General features: G+C 73.2%; 18 protein-coding genes. 9 read left to right on the plus strand and 9 right to left on the minus strand.

Translation table 11 applies throughout. The annotated features are described in order from the left end of the window. Positions 1 to 100 precede the first annotated feature (100 nt). From AC54T2_RS16545 to AC54T2_RS16560, 4 genes are read right to left on the minus strand one after another with little or no spacing between them, the layout of a single operon-like run. The gene (locus AC54T2_RS16545) at positions 101 to 649 is read right to left on the minus strand and encodes a nucleosidase (RefSeq protein ID WP_496666727.1); all 549 of its coding nucleotides are present in this window, start codon (positions 647 to 649) and stop codon (positions 101 to 103) included. Beyond that, positions 642 to 1,337 (minus strand): sulfotransferase, encoded by a 696-nt coding sequence (locus AC54T2_RS16550; protein WP_496666728.1) that lies wholly within the window; start codon positions 1,335 to 1,337, stop codon positions 642 to 644. The genes AC54T2_RS16545 and AC54T2_RS16550 overlap by 8 nt, the downstream gene beginning before the upstream one ends. Further along, positions 1,334 to 2,770 (minus strand): GuaB1 family IMP dehydrogenase-related protein, encoded by a 1,437-nt coding sequence (locus AC54T2_RS16555; RefSeq protein ID WP_489976825.1) that lies wholly within the window; start codon positions 2,768 to 2,770, stop codon positions 1,334 to 1,336. Before AC54T2_RS16555 ends, AC54T2_RS16550 begins: the two co-directional genes overlap by 4 nt. A 55-nt stretch (positions 2,771 to 2,825) precedes the next feature. Next, positions 2,826 to 4,265: a pyridoxal phosphate-dependent decarboxylase family protein gene (locus AC54T2_RS16560; protein WP_496666729.1), complete on the minus strand. Its 1,440-nt coding sequence runs from the start codon at positions 4,263 to 4,265 to the stop codon at positions 2,826 to 2,828. A gap of 98 nt (positions 4,266 to 4,363) precedes the next feature. On the opposite strand from AC54T2_RS16560, the gene AC54T2_RS16565 reads away from it, so the two are divergent. After that, positions 4,364 to 4,651, plus strand: a complete 288-nt coding sequence (locus tag AC54T2_RS16565) for a YiaA/YiaB family inner membrane protein (RefSeq protein ID WP_186342527.1) — start codon at positions 4,364 to 4,366, stop codon at positions 4,649 to 4,651. A gap of 63 nt (positions 4,652 to 4,714) precedes the next feature. Here the strand turns inward: AC54T2_RS16565 and AC54T2_RS16570 are convergent, their stop codons facing one another. Then, positions 4,715 to 5,935, minus strand: a complete 1,221-nt coding sequence (locus tag AC54T2_RS16570; protein WP_496666730.1) for an acyl-CoA dehydrogenase family protein — start codon at positions 5,933 to 5,935, stop codon at positions 4,715 to 4,717. Continuing rightward, the gene (locus AC54T2_RS16575) at positions 5,935 to 7,305 is read right to left on the minus strand and encodes an acyl-CoA dehydrogenase family protein (protein WP_489976822.1); all 1,371 of its coding nucleotides are present in this window, start codon (positions 7,303 to 7,305) and stop codon (positions 5,935 to 5,937) included. The genes AC54T2_RS16570 and AC54T2_RS16575 overlap by 1 nt, the downstream gene beginning before the upstream one ends. A gap of 87 nt (positions 7,306 to 7,392) precedes the next feature. On the opposite strand from AC54T2_RS16575, the gene def reads away from it, so the two are divergent. From def to AC54T2_RS16590, 3 genes are read left to right on the plus strand one after another with little or no spacing between them, the layout of a single operon-like run. After that, positions 7,393 to 8,013 (plus strand): peptide deformylase, encoded by a 621-nt coding sequence (gene def / locus AC54T2_RS16580; RefSeq protein WP_186342530.1) that lies wholly within the window; start codon positions 7,393 to 7,395, stop codon positions 8,011 to 8,013. An 18-nt stretch (positions 8,014 to 8,031) separates the two neighbouring features. Then, positions 8,032 to 8,826 carry a TrmH family RNA methyltransferase gene (locus tag AC54T2_RS16585; protein WP_496666731.1) on the plus strand — a complete coding sequence of 265 codons (795 nt, stop codon included), beginning with the start codon at positions 8,032 to 8,034 and terminating at the stop codon, positions 8,824 to 8,826. A gap of 13 nt (positions 8,827 to 8,839) precedes the next feature. After that, a complete protein-coding gene (locus tag AC54T2_RS16590; protein WP_496666732.1) occupies positions 8,840 to 9,445 on the plus strand; it encodes a DedA family protein in 606 nt (201 codons plus the stop codon). A gap of 29 nt (positions 9,446 to 9,474) precedes the next feature. On the opposite strand, the gene AC54T2_RS16595 is transcribed toward AC54T2_RS16590, so the two are convergent. After that, complete coding sequence (locus AC54T2_RS16595; RefSeq protein WP_186342533.1) at positions 9,475 to 10,296, minus strand: TrmH family RNA methyltransferase; 822 nt, start codon at positions 10,294 to 10,296, stop codon at positions 9,475 to 9,477. After that, the gene (gene cobA / locus AC54T2_RS16600; RefSeq protein ID WP_496666733.1) at positions 10,289 to 11,527 is read right to left on the minus strand and encodes a uroporphyrinogen-III C-methyltransferase; all 1,239 of its coding nucleotides are present in this window, start codon (positions 11,525 to 11,527) and stop codon (positions 10,289 to 10,291) included. The genes AC54T2_RS16595 and cobA overlap by 8 nt, the downstream gene beginning before the upstream one ends. Positions 11,528 to 11,576: 49 nt before the next feature. Here cobA and AC54T2_RS16605 point away from each other — a divergent pair, with 49 nt between their 5' ends. The 5 genes from AC54T2_RS16605 (at position 11,577) to AC54T2_RS16625 (ending at position 15,686) form a co-directional block, all read left to right on the plus strand. Then, a complete protein-coding gene (locus tag AC54T2_RS16605) occupies positions 11,577 to 12,098 on the plus strand; it encodes a YbhB/YbcL family Raf kinase inhibitor-like protein (protein ID WP_496666734.1) in 522 nt (173 codons plus the stop codon). Positions 12,099 to 12,484: 386 nt separating this feature from the next. Continuing rightward, positions 12,485 to 13,000 (plus strand): CAP domain-containing protein, encoded by a 516-nt coding sequence (locus AC54T2_RS16610; RefSeq protein ID WP_186342536.1) that lies wholly within the window; start codon positions 12,485 to 12,487, stop codon positions 12,998 to 13,000. A gap of 113 nt (positions 13,001 to 13,113) precedes the next feature. Further along, positions 13,114 to 13,911 (plus strand): ABC transporter permease, encoded by a 798-nt coding sequence (locus AC54T2_RS16615; protein WP_186342537.1) that lies wholly within the window; start codon positions 13,114 to 13,116, stop codon positions 13,909 to 13,911. Further along, positions 13,904 to 14,725: an ABC transporter permease gene (locus AC54T2_RS16620; protein WP_186342538.1), complete on the plus strand. Its 822-nt coding sequence runs from the start codon at positions 13,904 to 13,906 to the stop codon at positions 14,723 to 14,725. Before AC54T2_RS16615 ends, AC54T2_RS16620 begins: the two co-directional genes overlap by 8 nt. A 1-nt stretch (position 14,726) precedes the next feature. After that, positions 14,727 to 15,686 carry an ABC transporter ATP-binding protein gene (locus AC54T2_RS16625; protein WP_496666735.1) on the plus strand — a complete coding sequence of 320 codons (960 nt, stop codon included), beginning with the start codon at positions 14,727 to 14,729 and terminating at the stop codon, positions 15,684 to 15,686. 8 nt (positions 15,687 to 15,694) lie between these two features. On the opposite strand, the gene AC54T2_RS16630 is transcribed toward AC54T2_RS16625, so the two are convergent. Then, positions 15,695 to 16,852, minus strand: a complete 1,158-nt coding sequence (locus AC54T2_RS16630; RefSeq protein WP_489976814.1) for a SpoIIE family protein phosphatase — start codon at positions 16,850 to 16,852, stop codon at positions 15,695 to 15,697. Positions 16,853 to 16,890: the final 38 nt, after the last annotated feature.

Here is a 16,890-nt window from a genome sequence, read left to right on the forward strand (position 1 = left end):
TCAGACACCCGGATCCGGGTGGTTGAGCGGGGACGCGACCGCTTGAGGACGCCGTGTCGGCCCGACCCAAACACCGCACACCACGTACCGCGCAGCCGCGTCAGACGTTGGCGTGCAGCCAGTCCCCCAGCGCCCGCGCGGACGCCTCGACCACGCTCGGCCAGTCGAGCGCGGACTCGTCGGCGCTGTCGGAGACGTGCTTGACCAGCCGCACCGGCACGCCGGCCTCGCGCGCGGCGTACGCCACGGCGTAGCCCTCCATGTCGACGAGGTGCGCCCGCAGGGCGAGGGCGTCGCGGACAGCGGGGTCGGTGACGAAGACGTCGCCCGTGGCGAGCACGACCTCGGACGCCCCCACCTCGAGTCGCTCCTGCGGGTCGTAGCCCAGCGCCCTCACCAGGTCGGCGCTCAGGTCGTGGTTGAGCACGACGCCGGGCTCGAACAGGCCGGTGAGGCCCGGGCGCAGCGCTCCGGCGGTGCCGATGTTGACGACGGTGAGGTCGCTCAGGTCGTCGTACGCCGCGAGCGCGCGGGCGGTCGCGGCCGCGGCCGCGGTCTTGCCGAGGCCGGTGACGACCAGTGGCAGGTGCGGCGGCACGTGGGCGGCCTCGGCGGCGGTCGCCGCGACGACCAGGTGGCGCTCACTCACGGTGCCGCCCGCGCCTCGAGTGCGGCGTGGCGAGCACCGACTCCACCGCCGCGGGGTCGTAGGGCTCGCCGAGCCAGTCGAAGAGCCCGCGCAGCACCTCGGGGTCGGCGACGTATTCGTCGTAGTGCACGCGGTAGGCGGCGTCGCCCAGCCGCTCCGCCGCGTCGAGGATCTTCGCCTCGATCGCGCTCACCTGCGACAGCGGGTCGTCCTTGTGCGTCCAGTAGTTGCTGGCCGCCACGTCCTCGAGGTTGCGGGTGTTGACCACGAACCGGGCGCCCGGGAACACCTGGCGGAGGAAGTCGACGTAGTCGGGCAGGTCCTCGTCGTACCAGCGGATCTCCTTGTAGCCCGTCACCCGCGTGTCGGGCTCGGGCCGCAGCAGCGTCGCCTCGGCGAGGGCGCGGATGTGTCGCAGCGAGGCGTCCTCGGGGAACGCCTCGATGCCGAACCACGGGTGCGTGGGCCGGCTCGCGCGCTCGGGGTCGACGCGGGCCCGTTCGACCAGCCCGCTGCGGTGGAAGTCGTAGAGGTGCCGCATGGCGTGGCGGTTCTCCCCGCGCAGCAGCCAGCCGGGGATCGAGTTGAGGATGCCCATCAGCAGCGTCGAGCCCGACCTGCCGTAGGTCATCACGAACACATGGTCGAGGTCATCCTCGAGGTCGTCGTCGAGGTCGCCCACCCTCACCACGACCTCTCGAGCGGCCGTCCCTCGTGGAAGCCGGCCGTGGACTGCACGCCCACGAGCGCCCGCTCGTGGAGCTGGGCGAGGTCGGCTGCGCCGGCGTAGGTGCAGGAGGACCGCACCCCGGAGCAGATCTGGTCGATCAGGTCCTCCACACCGGGCCGGCCGGGGTGGAGGTACATCCGCGAGGAGGAGATGCCCTCCTCGTAGAGGCCCTTGCGGGCCCGGTCGTACGACGACTCGCCGGCCGTGCGGTTGGCCACCGCGCGGGCCGACGCCATCCCGAACGACACCTTGAACGGCCGGCCGTCGGCGTCCTCCATCAGGTCGCCGGGCGACTCGTGGGTGCCGGCGAACCACGAGCCGATCATCACCGACGATGCCCCGGCGGCCAGCGCGAGCGCGACGTCGCGCGGGTGTCGCACGCCGCCGTCCGCCCACACGTGCTTGCCCAGCTCGCGGGCCGCGGCCGCGCACTCCAGCACCGCGGAGAACTGCGGACGCCCGACCCCGGTCATCATCCGCGTCGTGCACATCGCCCCCGGACCGACGCCGACCTTGACGATGTCGGCGCCGGCCTCGATGAGGTCGCGGGTGCCGTCGGCCGACACCACGTTGCCGGCGGCGACGGGCACGGAGGGTGACAGCGCGCGCACCGACCGCAGGGCCTGGAGCATCCGTTCCTGGTGGCCGTGCGCCGTGTCGACGACGAGGCAGTCGACCCCGGCGTCGAGCAGCTGGGCCGCGCGGTCGGCGACGTCGCCGTTGACCCCGACGGCGGCGGCGATGCGCAGGCCCCCGGACGCGTCGACGGCCGGCGTGTAGAGGGTGGCCCGCAGCGCGCCGAGGCGGGTCAGCACGCCCACCAGCGCGCCGTCGCCGGACACGGCGACCGCGAGCGGGGCGCCGGCGCGCTCGATGGCGTCGTAGACGTCGCGGGGGTCGGTGTCGTCCGCGACGGTGACCACCGACCGGTTCATGACCCGGGCGACCTGGGCGAACCGGTCGACCTCGGCGCAGTCGGCCTCCGAGACCACCCCGACCGGACGGCCGTCCTCCACGACGACGGCCGCCCGGTGCGCGCGCTTGGGGATCAGGGACAGCGCCTCGGCCACGGTCTGGTCCGGGCGGAGCTCGATGGCGGTGTCGAAGACGCGGTGGCGCTGCTTGACCCACGCCACGACGTCGGCGACCACGGGCACCGGGATGTCCTGCGGGATGACCGTGATGCCACCGCGGCGGGCGACCGTCTCGGCCATCCGCTTGCCCGCGATCGCCGTCATGTTGGCGACCACGATCGGGATCGTCGCGCCGGTGCCGTCGGTGGTGGAGAGGTCGACGTCGTAGCGGCTCGCGACGGACGAGGCGCGAGGCACCATGAAGACGTCGTCGTAGGTCAGGTCGTGGGGCGGCGTGGCGCTGTCGAGGAACTGCACGTGGGGTGACTCTACGCGGCCGGACCCGACGTGCACCGGGGCGAGCAGCCGGCGATCAGCCGGGCGCGGACGCGGCGTCCTGGAGGGCTCGCCAGGTGCGGTCGACGTCGGCGGGTGTGGTGCGCCAGCTGCCGACCGCGACCCGGATCGCCGCGCGCCCCTCGACGGTGGTGTGCGAGAGGTAGGCCTCGCCGGAGGCGTTGACCGCCTCCATCGCCGCCATCGTCGCCTCGTCGCCCGCCCGGAGCCGGAAGACCACCAACGACAGGGACGGCTCGGTCACCAGCTCGAACCGGTCGTCGGCCGCGACGAGGTCGGCGACCCGACGAGCAAGCTCCACCCCGCTGCGGACGTGCGCACGCAGTCCCTCGAGACCGTAGGTGCGCAGCACCGCCCACAGCTTGACCGCGCGGAAGCGCCGCCCGAGCTGCGGGTGCCAGTCGCGGTAGTCGACGACGTCGCCCGACTCGGTGGCGGCGTTGCGGAGGTACTCCGGCAGGATCGACAGCGCGCCGGTCAGGGCGGCGCGGTCGCGCACCCAGAAGGTGCTGCAGTCGAAGGTGGTCAGCAGCCACTTGTGGGGGTTGGTGACGAACGAGTCCGCCGCCTCGACGCCCGCGAGGTGGGCCTGGTGCTCCGGGCACACCGCCGCGACGCCCGCCCACGCCGCGTCGACGTGCACCCACACGTCCCCCTCACGCGCGACGGCTGCCACGGCCGCGATGTCGTCCATGGCCCCGGTGGAGGTGCTGCCGGCGGCGACGTGGACCAGCACCGGTCGCAGCCCGGCAGCGGCGTCCTCCACGATCGCGGCGCGCAGCGCGTCGACGTCCATCGCCTGGGTGGCGGGGTCCACGTCGATCGTGCGGACGGCGTCCTCGCCCAGTCCCGCCATCATCGCGGCCTTCACGAGCGACGAGTGCGCCTGCGTGGACCCGTAGACCCGCCACCCGGCGTCGCCGACCCCGTGCCGTCGTACGTCTCCCCCGCTGGCGCGGTGCAGCGCGGCCAGCAGCGCCGTGAAGGTGGCGGTGGACGCGGTGTCCTGGATGACCCCGCCACCGGGGCCGTCGCTGCGGAACGCGTCCGGCAGCCCGAGCGCCTCGGCGAACCAGTCGAGCACGACCTGCTCGACCTCCGTGACCGCCGGGCTGGTCGCCCAGAGCATCCCCTGCGCGCCGATGCCGCTGGAGACCAGGTCGCCGAGGATCGCGGCGGGCGAGGAGTTGGCCGGGAAGTAGGCGAAGAACCGCGGGTGCTGCCAGTGCGTCAGGCCCGGCACCACCACGCGGTCGAGGTCGGCCAGGACGGCGTCGAACGGCTCGGCCTGCTCGGGCGCCGAGGCGGGCAGCAGACGTCGTACGTCGCCGGGTGCGGCCTGCGAGCGGACCGGGAGGTCGTCGAGCGAGGCCCAGTAGTCGGCGATCCAGTCGATGGCGGCGTGGCCGTGGCGACGGAACTCCTCGGGCGACATGTGGGCCGGCTGGTCGGGCATGCGCAGAACGTACTCGCGGCGGTTGAGCGCCGGTACTCACCCCGGAACGGGTAGGTCAGCGGCTGCTGCGGCGCCCGAGGATGACGAGGGTGGGGGCCATGGCCACCACGACTCCCACCAAGAACACCAACGCCTTCTTCCTGCAGGCCGGCATCTCCTTCGCCGTCGCCCTGCTGACGATGATCTTCGCGATCTTCTACCTCCCGGTCGACGGCTGGATCCGCGCCTTCCTCGGCCTCGGGACGATGTTCCTGACCACCTCGAGCTTCACGCTCGCCAAGTGCGTGCGCGACGCGCAGGAGGACAGCTACGTCGTCTCGCGCATCGACCAGGCCCGCGTCGACCGGATCCTCTCCGAGCACGACCCCTTCAAGTCCGTCTCCTGACCACTCACCATCGCCCACCAGAGCCCTCTCCCGGTCCACCGGGAGGGGGCTCTTCGTGCGCCCTCAGCGCAGCTCGGCGCTCGTCAGCCCCAGCACGCGCCGCGCCACGATGAGCTGCTGGATCTGCTGGGTGCCCTCGAAGATGTCGAGGATCTTGGAGTCGCGGGCCCACTTCTCCAGCAGCTCGACCTCGCTGTAGCCGAGCGTCCCGCACAGCTGCACGCACGACAGCGTCACGTCGGAGCCGACCCGGCCGGCCTTCGCCTTCGCCATCGACGCCTCGAGCGAGTTGGGCATCCGGTTGTCGGCCATCCAGGCCGCCTGCATCATCAGCAGCCGGGCCCCCTCCCAGTCGGCCTCCAGCCGCAGGAGCGTCGCCGCGGCTGCCGACTGCGACTGCCCGGGGCGGTCGTAGTCGACGACCACGCCGGCCTGCTCGAGCAGGTCGCGGGTGAGGTCGAGGGAGGCGCGGGCGCACCCGACCGCCATCGCCGCGACCAGGGGGCGGGTGTTGTCGAAGGTGGCCATCGCGCCGGCGAAGCCTGACCGCGCGTCGATCTCGGGCGAGCCGAGCAGGTCCTCTGTGGGCACCCGGCAGTCGGTGAAGGTGAGGGCCGCGGTGTCGGAGGCACGGATGCCGAGCTTGTGCTCGAGCCGCTCGACCTTCAGCCCGGGGTTGTCCTTGCGGACCAGGAAGGACTTGATCGCGGCGCGGCCGAGCTCCTTGTCGAGGGTCGCCCAGACCACGACCGAGTCGGCCCGCTCGCCCGAGGTGACGTAGATCTTCTCGCCGTTGATGACGTAGTCGTCGCCGTCGCGCACCGCGGTCGTGGTGATGTTGGCCGAGTCCGAGCCGGTGCCCGGCTCGGTGATCGCCATCGCCGCCCACGTCCCGCGGTAGCGCTCCAGCTGCTCCTCGGTGGCGACCGACGCGATCGCCGAGTTGCCCAGGCCCTGGCGCGGCATCGAGAGCAGCAGCGCGGTGTCGCCCCAGCACATCTCGGCGACCGACAGCACGGAGGCGAGGTTGGCACCGTTGCGGACCGTACCGGCCTCGTCCCCGGTGCCCGTGCCGTCCCGGCGTACGCCACCCGCGCCGGCCCCGCTCGTCGCCCCGGTCTCGGACACGCCGTCGATCAGCGCGGCGAGCATGTCGAGCTCCCGGGGATAGGTGTGCTCGGCACGGTCGTACCTGCGGGAGATGGGGCGGAGCATGTTCAACGCCAGCTGGTGGGCCTGGCCGACGAGCGTGGCGTGCTTGCGAGGCGTCTCGAGGTTGATCATCAGACGAGCACCGCGCCTTCCATCACGCCGACGGCCCGGAGGTCGCGATACCACCGCTCGACCGGGTGCTCCTTGACGAAGCCGTGCCCGCCGAGCAGCTGGACGCCGTCGAGGCCGATCCGCATGCCCTTCTCGGCGCAGAGCTGGCGGGCGAGGCCGACCTCGCGGGCGAAGTCCTCGCCCCGGGTGGCGCGGGAGGCGGCCCGCCACGTCACCAGCCGCATCGCCTGCACCTCGATGGCCATGTCGGCGACCATGAAGGCCACGGACTGCCGGTGGCTGATCGGCTCGCCGAACGCCTCGCGCTGGTTGACGTAGTCCTTGACGTGGTCGAGCACCGCCTGCCCGGTGCCGACCGCGAGGGCGCACCACGCCAGGCGGGAGAGCCGCACGCACTCGGCGTACGCCTCACCGGCGGCGTCACCGATCAGCGCGTCGGCGCCGACGCGGACGCCGGAGAGGTGCAGTCGCGACAGGGCGGCCGCCCGCACCCCCATCGAGGGGTCGGCCTCCACCTCGAGGCCGTCGGCGCCGGACTCGACCAGGAACAGCGCGGGTGTGCCGTCGAGCATCGCCGCCACGACGAACAGCTCGGCCTCGGCGCCCCGCACGACCGCCGACTTCACCCCGTCGAGGACGATCCCGTCGCCGTCGCGGCGCGCGGTCGTGGCGAGCCGGAACGGGTCGAAGAGCACGGCGGGCTCGGCGACGGCCAGCGCCGCGGCGGGGGCGCCCGACCCGTCGCCGCCGGTGAAGGCGGGGAGGTAGGTCTGCTGCTGGGCGTCCGTGCCCCACAGCGCGATCGCGGTGGCGACGGCTCCCGGGGCGAGCGTGGCGACGGCGAGGCCCATGTCGCCGTGGGCGAGCGCCTCCGCGACCAGGACGCCCGCCGTCGCCGAGCGCTCCTCCATGATCCCGCCGAGCGCCTCGGGGACGCCGAGGCCGGGCAGGCCGAGCTCCTCGGCGGCGGCGAGCACCTCGGCGGGCGCGGCACACGCCGCGTCGGCCGCGGGGGCGGCGGGACGCAGCACCTCATCCGCGAGCTCGCGGACGACTGCGACGAGCATCTCCTCGTCGTCGGTGGGCGTGAGGTCGAAGAGCCCGGTCGACGCCGCGCTCACCGGCCTCGCGCCGGCGCTCCTGCGACCGGCACGGGCGAACGTGCGCCCGGCCGCGGTCGCCACGCGGAAGCCGTCGCGGGTCGTCGCGTAGACGGTCTGCTCCGCCTGCCTGCGCAGCCCGAGGCGGTCGAGGAGGTCGCTCTGCGCCACCCGGCTGACCGCCGCCACGGCGAGCCCGAGCGCATCGCGGGTCTCGCGGGACGACACCCCGTGCCGACCGCCCGGGCGCAGGATGCGGGGAAGGACCATGCCGTCAACGTAACTGTCAGTTACATCTCGCACCACCGCCTGCCCGCCCTGCGGGCGGTCACCCGGTCGCTGGCTAGGATCCACCGCATGTCCGACGAGCAGCCGACCGACGTACGCGCCGATCCCGACCCGTCCGTCCGGGCACCCCACGGACCGCTGCCGACCGGTGGGACCGTGCGCCCGATCACCCGCTGGGGCACCCCGGTCATGCACCGGCCCCAGGCCGAGGTCACCGCCTACGACGACGCGCTCGCCGCGCTGGCCGCCGACATGGTCGCCACGATGTACGCCGCCGAGGGCGTCGGGCTGGCGGCCTGCCAGATCGGCGAGGACGTGGCGATGTTCGTCTTCGACTGCCCCGACGACGAGGGCGTGCGCACCGTCGGCGTGGTCTGCAACCCGGTGCTCACCCTCCCCGAGGGCAAGGACCGCCGCCTCGACGACGACGACGAGGGCTGCCTGTCGTTCCCCGGATCCTTTGAGCCGTGCCCGCGCCCCGACTGGGCGCGCGTGGACGGCTACGGCCTCGACGGCGAGCCCGTCTCGTTCGAGGGCGACGGCCTGCTCGCGCGCTGCCTGCAGCACGAGACCGACCACACCGTCGGCACCGTCTTCGGCGACCGGCTCTCCGCGAAGTCACGCAAGCGGCTCACGAAGAAGCACGACGCCGCGGCCGAGGACTTCCCGGCGACCTGGCCGGCGGAGTGAGCCCGACGGGAGACCGCCATGGCTGAGCTGCGCATCACCCGGGAGAACGCGCGCTTCCAGCAGTGGGAGGCGCTGCTGACCAACCGCACCAAGCGCCACCGCAACCGCGAGTTCCTCGTGCAGGGGGTGCGCCCACTCACCCGCGCCGTCGAGGAGGGCTGGACCGTGCGCGCCCTGCTGCGCGCCGACGACGCGGCCGGCTCGACCTGGGCGGACGAGCTGTGGGCCTCGACGTCGGCCGAGCGGGTGCTGCTCTCCCCCGCGCTGCACGCCCGCCTCAGCGGTCGCGAGGACGGCGCCGAGCTCGTCGCCGTCGTCGAGATGCCCGAGGACGGCGTGGCCCGGCTCGAGGACTCGACCCGCCACGGCCCGGTCGTGGTGTTCGACCGGCCCACCAGCCCGGGCAACATCGGCACCCTCGCCCGCTCCGCCGACGCGTTCGGCGCCTCCGCGCTCGTGGTCACCGGCCACGCCGCCGACCCCTACGACCCCCAGTCGGTGCGGGCGAGCACCGGGTCGCTCTTCGCCCTCACCGTGCTGCGCGTGCCCGGCCCCGGCCCGGTCGTCGAGCACGCCCACGCCCACGGCTACCGCATCGTCGGCACCGACGAGCACGGCAGCGCGCTCACCGACGTCGCCCTCGGCGGCCGGGTCGTCCTCGTGGTGGGCAACGAGACCCACGGCCTGTCGTCGGGCTGGCGCGAGGCCTGCGACGACGTCGCCGCCATCTCGATGGTCGGCAGTGCCTCCTCGCTCAACGCGGCCGTGGCCGGCTCCATCGTGCTCCACGAAGCCCTGCGGCAGCGCGGCTGACGGCGGCTGGTCGATGGACGTGGTGCTGGACTGGGTGGTCCTCGTCATGCGCACGCTGGGCTCGCCCGGCGTCGGTGTCGCCACGGCGCTCGAGACGGTCTTCCCGCCGGTGCCGAGCGAGCTGGTGCTGCCGCTCGCCGGCTACACCGCCAGCCAGGGCCACTACGGGCTCGTGCCCGCGATCGCGTGGGCGACGGCAGGTTCGCTGCTCGGAGCGCTGGTGCTCTACCGGCTCGGCGCCGCCTGGGGCCTGGAGCGGGTGTGCGCGCTCGCCGACCGGATCCCGCTGATGCACGGTCGCGACGTGCGCCGGGCGGTCGCGTGGTTCGGCCGTCACGGCCGCACCGCCGTCTTCGTGGGCCGGCTGGTGCCCGGGGTGCGCAGCCTGATCTCGATCCCCGCCGGCATCGACCGGATGCCGTTGCTGCGCTTCTGCGTGTTCACCACCGCCGGCAGCCTGGTCTGGAACGCCGCACTCATCCTCGCCGGCCACCAGCTCGGGGCGCAGTGGCACGTCGTCGAGTCGTACGTCGGTCCGGTCAGCAACGTCGTCTACGTGCTCCTGGCGGTGGGACTGTCCGTCCTGGCGGTCCGCCGGCTGCGGCGCCGACCGGCCTGAGCAGGGTCCGCCTGCCACCCACCCGGGCGTCAGCGACGGGCCGCGGCGTAGCAGGCCACCGCGCTGGCGGCCGCCACGTTGAGGGAGTCGATCCCCGCGGCCATCGGGATGATCGCGCGCCGGTCGGCGGACGCCTCCCACCGCGCGGACAACCCGTGCCCCTCCGAGCCGAGCACGAGGGCGAGCCGGTCGACCCCGGCCACCGCCTCCTCGATCGGCACCGAGTCGGGGCCGAGGGTCAGGGCCACCGTGGTGAAGCCGCGGCGCGAGAGCGCCGGGAGCGCGTCGTACCAGTCGGGCAGCCGCGTCCACGGCGTCGAGAAGACGGCGCCCATGCCGACCTTGATCGAACGGCGGTAGAGCGGGTCGGCGCACCGCGGCGAGAGGAGGACGGCGTCGAACCCGAGCGCCGCCCCGCTGCGGAAGACGGCGCCGACGTTGGTGTGGTCGACGAGGTCCTCGAGCACCAGGACCGAGCGCGCGCCCTCCAGCACCTCCTCGACGGACGGCAGCGGCCGCCGATGCAGGGAGGCCAGCGCACCGCGGTGCACGTGGAAGCCGGTGACCTGCTCGATCATCGCCTCGGACAGGACGTAGACGGGCGCGTCGCCACGGGCCAGCACGTCGCTGAGGCCGTCCAGCCACCGGGGTGCCATCAGGAAGGAGCGCGCCTCGTAGCCCGCCTCGACGGCGCGGCGCACGACCTTCTCGCCCTCGGCGAGGAACAGCCCGTGCTCGGCCTCGAGGTGCTTGCGCAGCTCCACGTCGCGCAGGTCGCGGTAGTCGGCCAGCCGAGGGTCGCCGGGGTCGTCCAGCTCGATGATCTCGACGGTCGGGTCCGGGTCAGCCACGACCGTAGTGTGCCGGACGGGCCACGGCGACGACCTCGCCCACCACGATGATGGCCGGCGGCTCGACGCGGTGGGCGGCCAGGTCGTCGGCCAGCGTCCCCAGCGTGCTGAGCACGGTGCGCTCGGTCGGCATCGTCCCGTCGACGATCACGGCCACCGGCGTCTCGGCGCCGCGACCGCCCGAGACCAGCGCGTCCGCGATGGCGGGGGCGTTGTCGACCGCCATCAGCAGGACCAGGGTGCCGCGCAGCCGGGCGAGGGCGTCCCACTCGACGAGCGAGTCGGGGTGTCCGGGCGGCAGGTGGCCGGACACGACGGTGAACTCGTGCGCCACCCCGCGGTGGGTGACCGGGATGCCCACACGGGCGGGCACCGCGATGGCGGAGGTGAGGCCGGGCACGACGGTGACGGGCACGTCGGCCGAGGCACAGGCCAGCACCTCCTCGAACCCGCGGCCGAAGACGAAGCTGTCACCGCCCTTGAAGCGCACGACGCGCTTGCCGGCGCGGGCGCGGTCGACGATCACCCGGTTGATGGCCTCCTGGGAGGCCGACCGGCCGCGCGGGAGCTTGGCCACGTCGACGAGCTCCACGTGCGGGCCCAGCTCGTCGAGCAGCTCGCGGGGGGCGAGCCGATCGGCCACGACCACGTCGGCGGACGCCAGCGCGTGCCGGGCCGCGACCGTCACGAGCTCCGGCTCCCCCGGTCCCCCGCCGACGAGCACCACCCCCGGGGTGCGGTCGTGGGCGTCGCGCGCCGAGACGTGGCCGTCGCGGAGGGCGTTGACGATGTCGTCGCGCAGTGCCGCGGACCTGCGCGGCTCCCGGTTTCCGAGCACGCCGACCGTGACGCTGCCGTGGTGGCCCACGGCCGGGGTCCAGGCGCTCCCGCCCAACGCGTCGTCGGCGCGCACGCAGAACGTGTGGCGTGCCTCCGCGGCGGCCACCACCCGGGCGTTGACCTCGGGATCGTCGGTGGCGGCCACGACGTACCACGCGCCGTCCACGTCGGTCTCGACGAAGTCGCGCAGCACCAGTGTCAGCTCGCCGGCCAGGCCCTCGAGGGCGGGGGTCACCTCGGGACTCACCACGGTGACCAGCGCTCCGGTGGCCAGGAAGGAGGGGACGCGTCGCTGGGCCACGTGGCCGCCGCCCACGACGAGCACCTTGCGGCCCGTCAGGACGAGGCCGGCGAGGTAGGGGCGGACCTCGGCGGGCCTGTCGTCGGGCATTGCCCCATTGTCTCTGGCCCGCGTGGTGGTCACTGGCTAGGTTCGAGGGATGAGCATCGAGCGACCCGTGGCACCCGATCCCTACGACCTCCTCCCGCCCACCGCCTCCTTCACCCTCACCAGCGACGACGTCACCGACGGCGCCCCCCTCAAGGACGACCAGGTGGCCGACAAGGGCAACACCTCGCCCCAGCTGAGCTGGTCGGGTGCTCCCGAGGGGACCAAGTCCTACGTCGTGACCTGCTTCGACCCCGACGCGCCGACCCCGAGCGGGTTCTGGCACTGGTGCCTGGTCGACATCCCCGCCGACGTGACCTCCCTCGACGCCGGCGCGGCCTCGGGCGAGCTGCCCGGCAAGGCCTTCCACGTCCGCAACGACGGCGGCGAGGCCGGCTTCATGGGTGCGGCGCCGCCCGAGGGCGACCAGCCGCACCGCTACTACTTCGTCGTCCACGCGGTCGGCGAGGAGTCCCTCGGCGTCGACGCGGACGCCTCGTGCGCCGTCGTGTCGTTCAACCTGGCCTTCGCCACGCTCGGCCGCGCGATCATCCACGGCACCTACCAGCACTGACCCAGCACTGACCCAGCACTGACCCAGCACTGACCCAGCACTGACCCAGCACTGACCCAGCACTGACCCCCGCCCGCTCGGATTCAGTCACACCAGTCACACCAGTCGGCACCGGCCCCACGAGGCCCGCGGTCCGGACCCACCGGTCCAGACCGCGGGCCTCTTTTTTGCGCGTTCCCGTCATGAAGAAACCGTCAAGCCGCTTTCATCTGCGCAGGGATGGAATGCGGGGCTCTTCCACGAAATCTGAGGAAACGGTCCGCAGCACGTCCGCGAATCGCCAAAAGGTCGACAGCATGCACGTCGCATGCCTATCGTCAATCTTGAGAGTCAACAGATTTCATCAAGATCCGCTCACGTTGCGGATCCTCCCTGGAGGACGACCCGTGCCACAGCCTCGCCGTTTCCTGCGCCTCGCCGCCCTGGGCGTCGCGACCGCGCTCGCGTGCGGCATGCCGGTCGCGGCAGAGGCCGAGACCTGGTCGGTCCCCCGCACCGCGCCCGCCACCACCGCGGACGACCCGGGCAGCGACGCCCTGGAGACCGCCGTCATGGTCCGGATCAACGAGGCCCGCGTCGACCGCGGCCTGCGCAGGATCAGGACCTTCGACGGCTGCACCGACCGACTGGCCGAGAAGTGGGGCGCGCGGATCGCGCGCACCGGCGTCCTGGAGCACCGCGACCAGCGTGAGGTCCTCCGCAGGTGCGACCACTCCTGGGCAGGCGAGACGCTGGTGCGAGGCGCCGACCTCAGCCCGGCGGCCATGGTGGAGCTCTGGCTCGACTCCCCCGGACACCGGGCGATCCTCCTGAGCCCCCGCGCCCGGCGCGCGGGCGTCGCCATCACGCGCGATGCGCAGGGCCGCACCGTCGGTGTGGTCAACCTGGTCCGCGAAAGCTGATCCGCACGACGACCACCCGGCGCAGAGCCGGGCGCGTCCCGCGCCGGATGTGAGACGATTCCCGGCCCCCTCGGGGGAGGGCCGGGAATCGACTCGCGTGAGGGGGGAACGGGATGCTGCACGTCGCCGTCGCGACCCGCACGTTCCGTCGCTACTCCACCTACCGGGCCGCCACGCTCGCCGGGATCTTCACCAACTCGGTCTTCGGCGTCATCTACTCCTTCGCCTACATCGCCCTCTGGAAGGCCAACCCCACCGCGGGGGGCTACGACCAGCAGGACGCGGTGACCTACGTCTGGCTCGGGCAGGCGCTGCTGATGACGATCGCCCTCTGGGGCGGCGGGTCGACCGACGACCTGGCCGAGCGGATCCGGACCGGAGACGTGGCGATCGACCTCTACCGGCCGGTCGGGATCGTCGGCTGGTACCTCGCCAGCGACCTCGGCCGCGCCGCCTACCACCTCCTCACCCGGGGCCTGGGGCCCACGCTCATCGGCATCGTGGTCTTCGGCATCTCGCTCCCCGCCTCGCCGCTGGCCGGGCTCGCCTTCGCGGTGTCGCTGGTGCTCGCCGTGGTGGTGAGCTTCTCGGTGCGCTTCCTGGTGGCGAGCACCGCCTTCTGGCTGCTCGACCAGTCGGGAGTCAGGGTGATGAGCGGGGCGTTCGCGATCTTCTTCAGCGGCATGATGCTCCCGCTGGTCCTGTTCCCCGGCTGGCTCGGCACGCTCGCGCGGGCCCTGCCGTGGGCGTCGTACGTCCAGGTGCCCGCCGACGTCTGGCTCGGCAAGCACACCGGCACCGGCCTGGTCGCCGCGCTGGGCTTCCAGGTGCTCTGGGCGGTGGTGCTGCTCGTGGCCTGCCACGGCGTCCTGCGCCTGGCCACGCGCAAGGTGGTGGTGCAGGGTGGCTGAGCGAGTGCTGGCGGCGCCCGGTCGCCACCTGCGCACCTACGCGCAGATCGCGTGGCTGTGGATCCGTGCGGCGTGGCAGTACCCCGCCTCGTTCGTGCTGCTGGCCGTGGGCAACGGACTCATCACCGGCCTCGACTTCGTCGGGCTGTGGATCATGTTCGCCCACCTCGACGACCTGGCCGGCTTCTCGCTGCACGAGGTCGCGCTGCTCTACGGCAGCGCGTCCCTGGCGCTCGCGCTGGCCGACACCGCGATCGGCAGCGTCGAGCGGATCGGCACCTACATCCGCACCGGCCGGCTGGACCAGATGATGACCAAGCCGGTGCCGCTGCTCCTGCAGGTGTGCGCCGACCAGTTCACGCTGCGCCGGCTGGGGCGCCTCACGCAGGCGAGCGCCGTCTTCGGCTGGGCGTGCACCTACGTCGACTGGACGCCGCTGCGCGTCTTGGTGGCGGTGTCGATGCTGGCCAGCGGTGCGCTGGTGTTCTTCGGGCTGTTCGTCGGGTTCTCGTGCGTGCAGTTCTGGACGACCGATGCCACGGAGTTCGCCAACGCCTTCACCTACGGAGGCGCGACGGTCACGCAGTACCCGCTCTCGATCTTCCCGCGCGAGGTGCTGGTCGGGCTGACGTTCGTGGTGCCGATCGCGTTCGTCAACTGGTACCCGTGCCTCTACCTGCTCGGGCGGCCAGACCCTGCCGGGATGCCCGAGGCGCTCCAGTTCGCCTCCCCCGTCGCCGGGCTGCTGACCATGGCCGTCGCCCTGCTCGTGTGGCGCTCCGGCGTCCGCCACTACACCTCCACCGGGAGCTGAGATGTCCAGCCTGATCGACGTGCGTGACCTCGAGCGCACCTTCGTCGTCCGCCGCCGGGTCGAGGGTCGTCGGCGGCGGGTGCGCGAGTCGGTCCACGCCGTGCACGACCTCACGTTCTCCGTCGACGCCGGCGAGATGGTCGGCTACATCGGGCCCAACGGCGCCGGGAAGTCGACCACGATCAAGATGCTCACTGGGATCCTCGTCCCCACCGGCGGGGACGTGCAGGTCGCGGGACTCGACCCCAGCCGCGACCGGGTCGAGCTCGCGCGGCGCATCGGGGTCGTGTTCGGCCAGCGCTCGACCTTGTGGTGGGACCTGCCGCTGCGCGACTCGTTCGACCTGCTGCAGAAGATGTACCGCATCCCCCCGCAGCGCTACCGCGACAACCTGGACCGGTTCGTCGACCTGCTCCACCTCGGCCCGCAGCTCGACACCCCGGTCCGGCAGCTCAGCCTCGGCCAGCGGATGCGCGGTGACATCACCGCCGCGCTCCTCCACGACCCGGAGGTGCTCTACCTCGACGAGCCCACCATCGGGCTCGACGTCGTCAGCAAGGGACGCCTGCGCGAGTTCCTGCGCGCGCTCAACGCCGAGCGCGGCACCACGCTGCTGCTGACCACCCACGACCTGCAGGACATCGAGGCGCTGTGCGACCGGGTGATCGTCATCGACGACGGCACGTCGGTCTACGACGGCTCGCTGGCCGGCCTGCACGCCGAGGGCGGGTCGTCGCGCACCCTCGTCGTCGACCTCGTCGACGAGGCGCCTCCCATCGTCGTCCCGGGGGCGAGCGTGCGCCGGGTCGAGGGGCCGAGGCAGTGGCTGTCGTTCCCGGCGGACGCGAGCGCCGCACCCGTCGTGGCGGCCGTCGCCGCGGCGTACGACGTGGCGGACCTGTCGATCCAGGAGCCCGCCATCGAGGACGTCATCCGCGACCTCTACTCCCGCGGCGCCTGACCGAGCCGCTAGCGCGCGCCGCCGAGCCCGCGCAGCCGGTCGGCGTCGCGCTCGGGGGACGTCAGCGGCTGGCGCTCGAGGACGAGCATCGCCCGATCGTCGTCGCCGCGGGGCACCTGCTTGAGCACCCGTTGGGGCATGCCGTTGAAGCCGCGCGCGTCGACGGCCCGCAGCGCGACGTCGCGCAGCCAGTCGATGCCCTCGTCGAGGTCGCGCCCGGACGACTCGATCACGCCGTCGGTGTAGAACATCAACGCCTCACCGGGGCGCAGCCGGCCCCGGCTGGGCACGAACTCGGCCTCGTCGATCACGCCCAGCGCCATGCCACGCGCGTTGTCGATCGACCAGCCGCGCTCGCCGAGGTGCCAGTGGAGCGCCGGCGGGTGGCCCGCGCTCGTGATCGTGTAGTCGCCGGTGACGAGGTCGACCTTGATGTGCACTGCGGTGGCCAGCGACTCGTCCGAGTCCTGGCGGAGCAGGAAGTGGTTGGCCGCCGCCATCAGCTCGGCGGGGGGCAGGGCGCCGATCAGGCCACCGAGCGCGCCGGCGAACTGGAGCGCCTGCGGGCCGACCGAGGTGCCCTTGCCGCAGACGTCGACGAGGGCCATCTCGAGCCAGCGCCCCTCGCGCAGGTCGGCGACGAGGAAGTCGCCGGCGTAGCTGGGGCCGTGGGCGGTGATCGTCGCCGACTCCGAGCGCCAGCCGTTGGGCAGCGCGGGCACGACGCCCTGGCGCTGCAGCCGGTCGCGGAGCTGGCTCAGCACCGCCTCGCTCAGCGCCATCGGCAGTCCCGAGCGCTGGCGGCTGGACTGGTGGATCGCCAGCATGATGGCCACGGCGAGGGTCAGCAGGGCGGCCTGGCGGCTCGCGGCGGCGAAGCCCGTCTGGATGGAGGTCCAGTAGGCGACGCCCATCAGCACCGCTGCGAGCACGAGCAGCGGTATGAAGCGGAGCAGCATCAGCCCGAGCATCAGGAAGAGGAACCAGAGCGTCACCGGGACGATGGTCTCGCTCAGCATGCCGATTCCGACGGCACCACCCACGAGCGCCACCAGCACCGTCAGGAGGAACGCCTGGCTGCCGCGCGAACCCGTGCGCCAGCCGGCGACGCGCTGCTGCACGTAGGACACGAGACCGCGCGCGACGGATCCCAGCGCGTTCGACACGACCGAAGAGTAGGTCGCGCCGGGAGCCCCCCGAGGCC

This window comes from Nocardioides sp. Z35_8 (assembly GCF_059621125.1).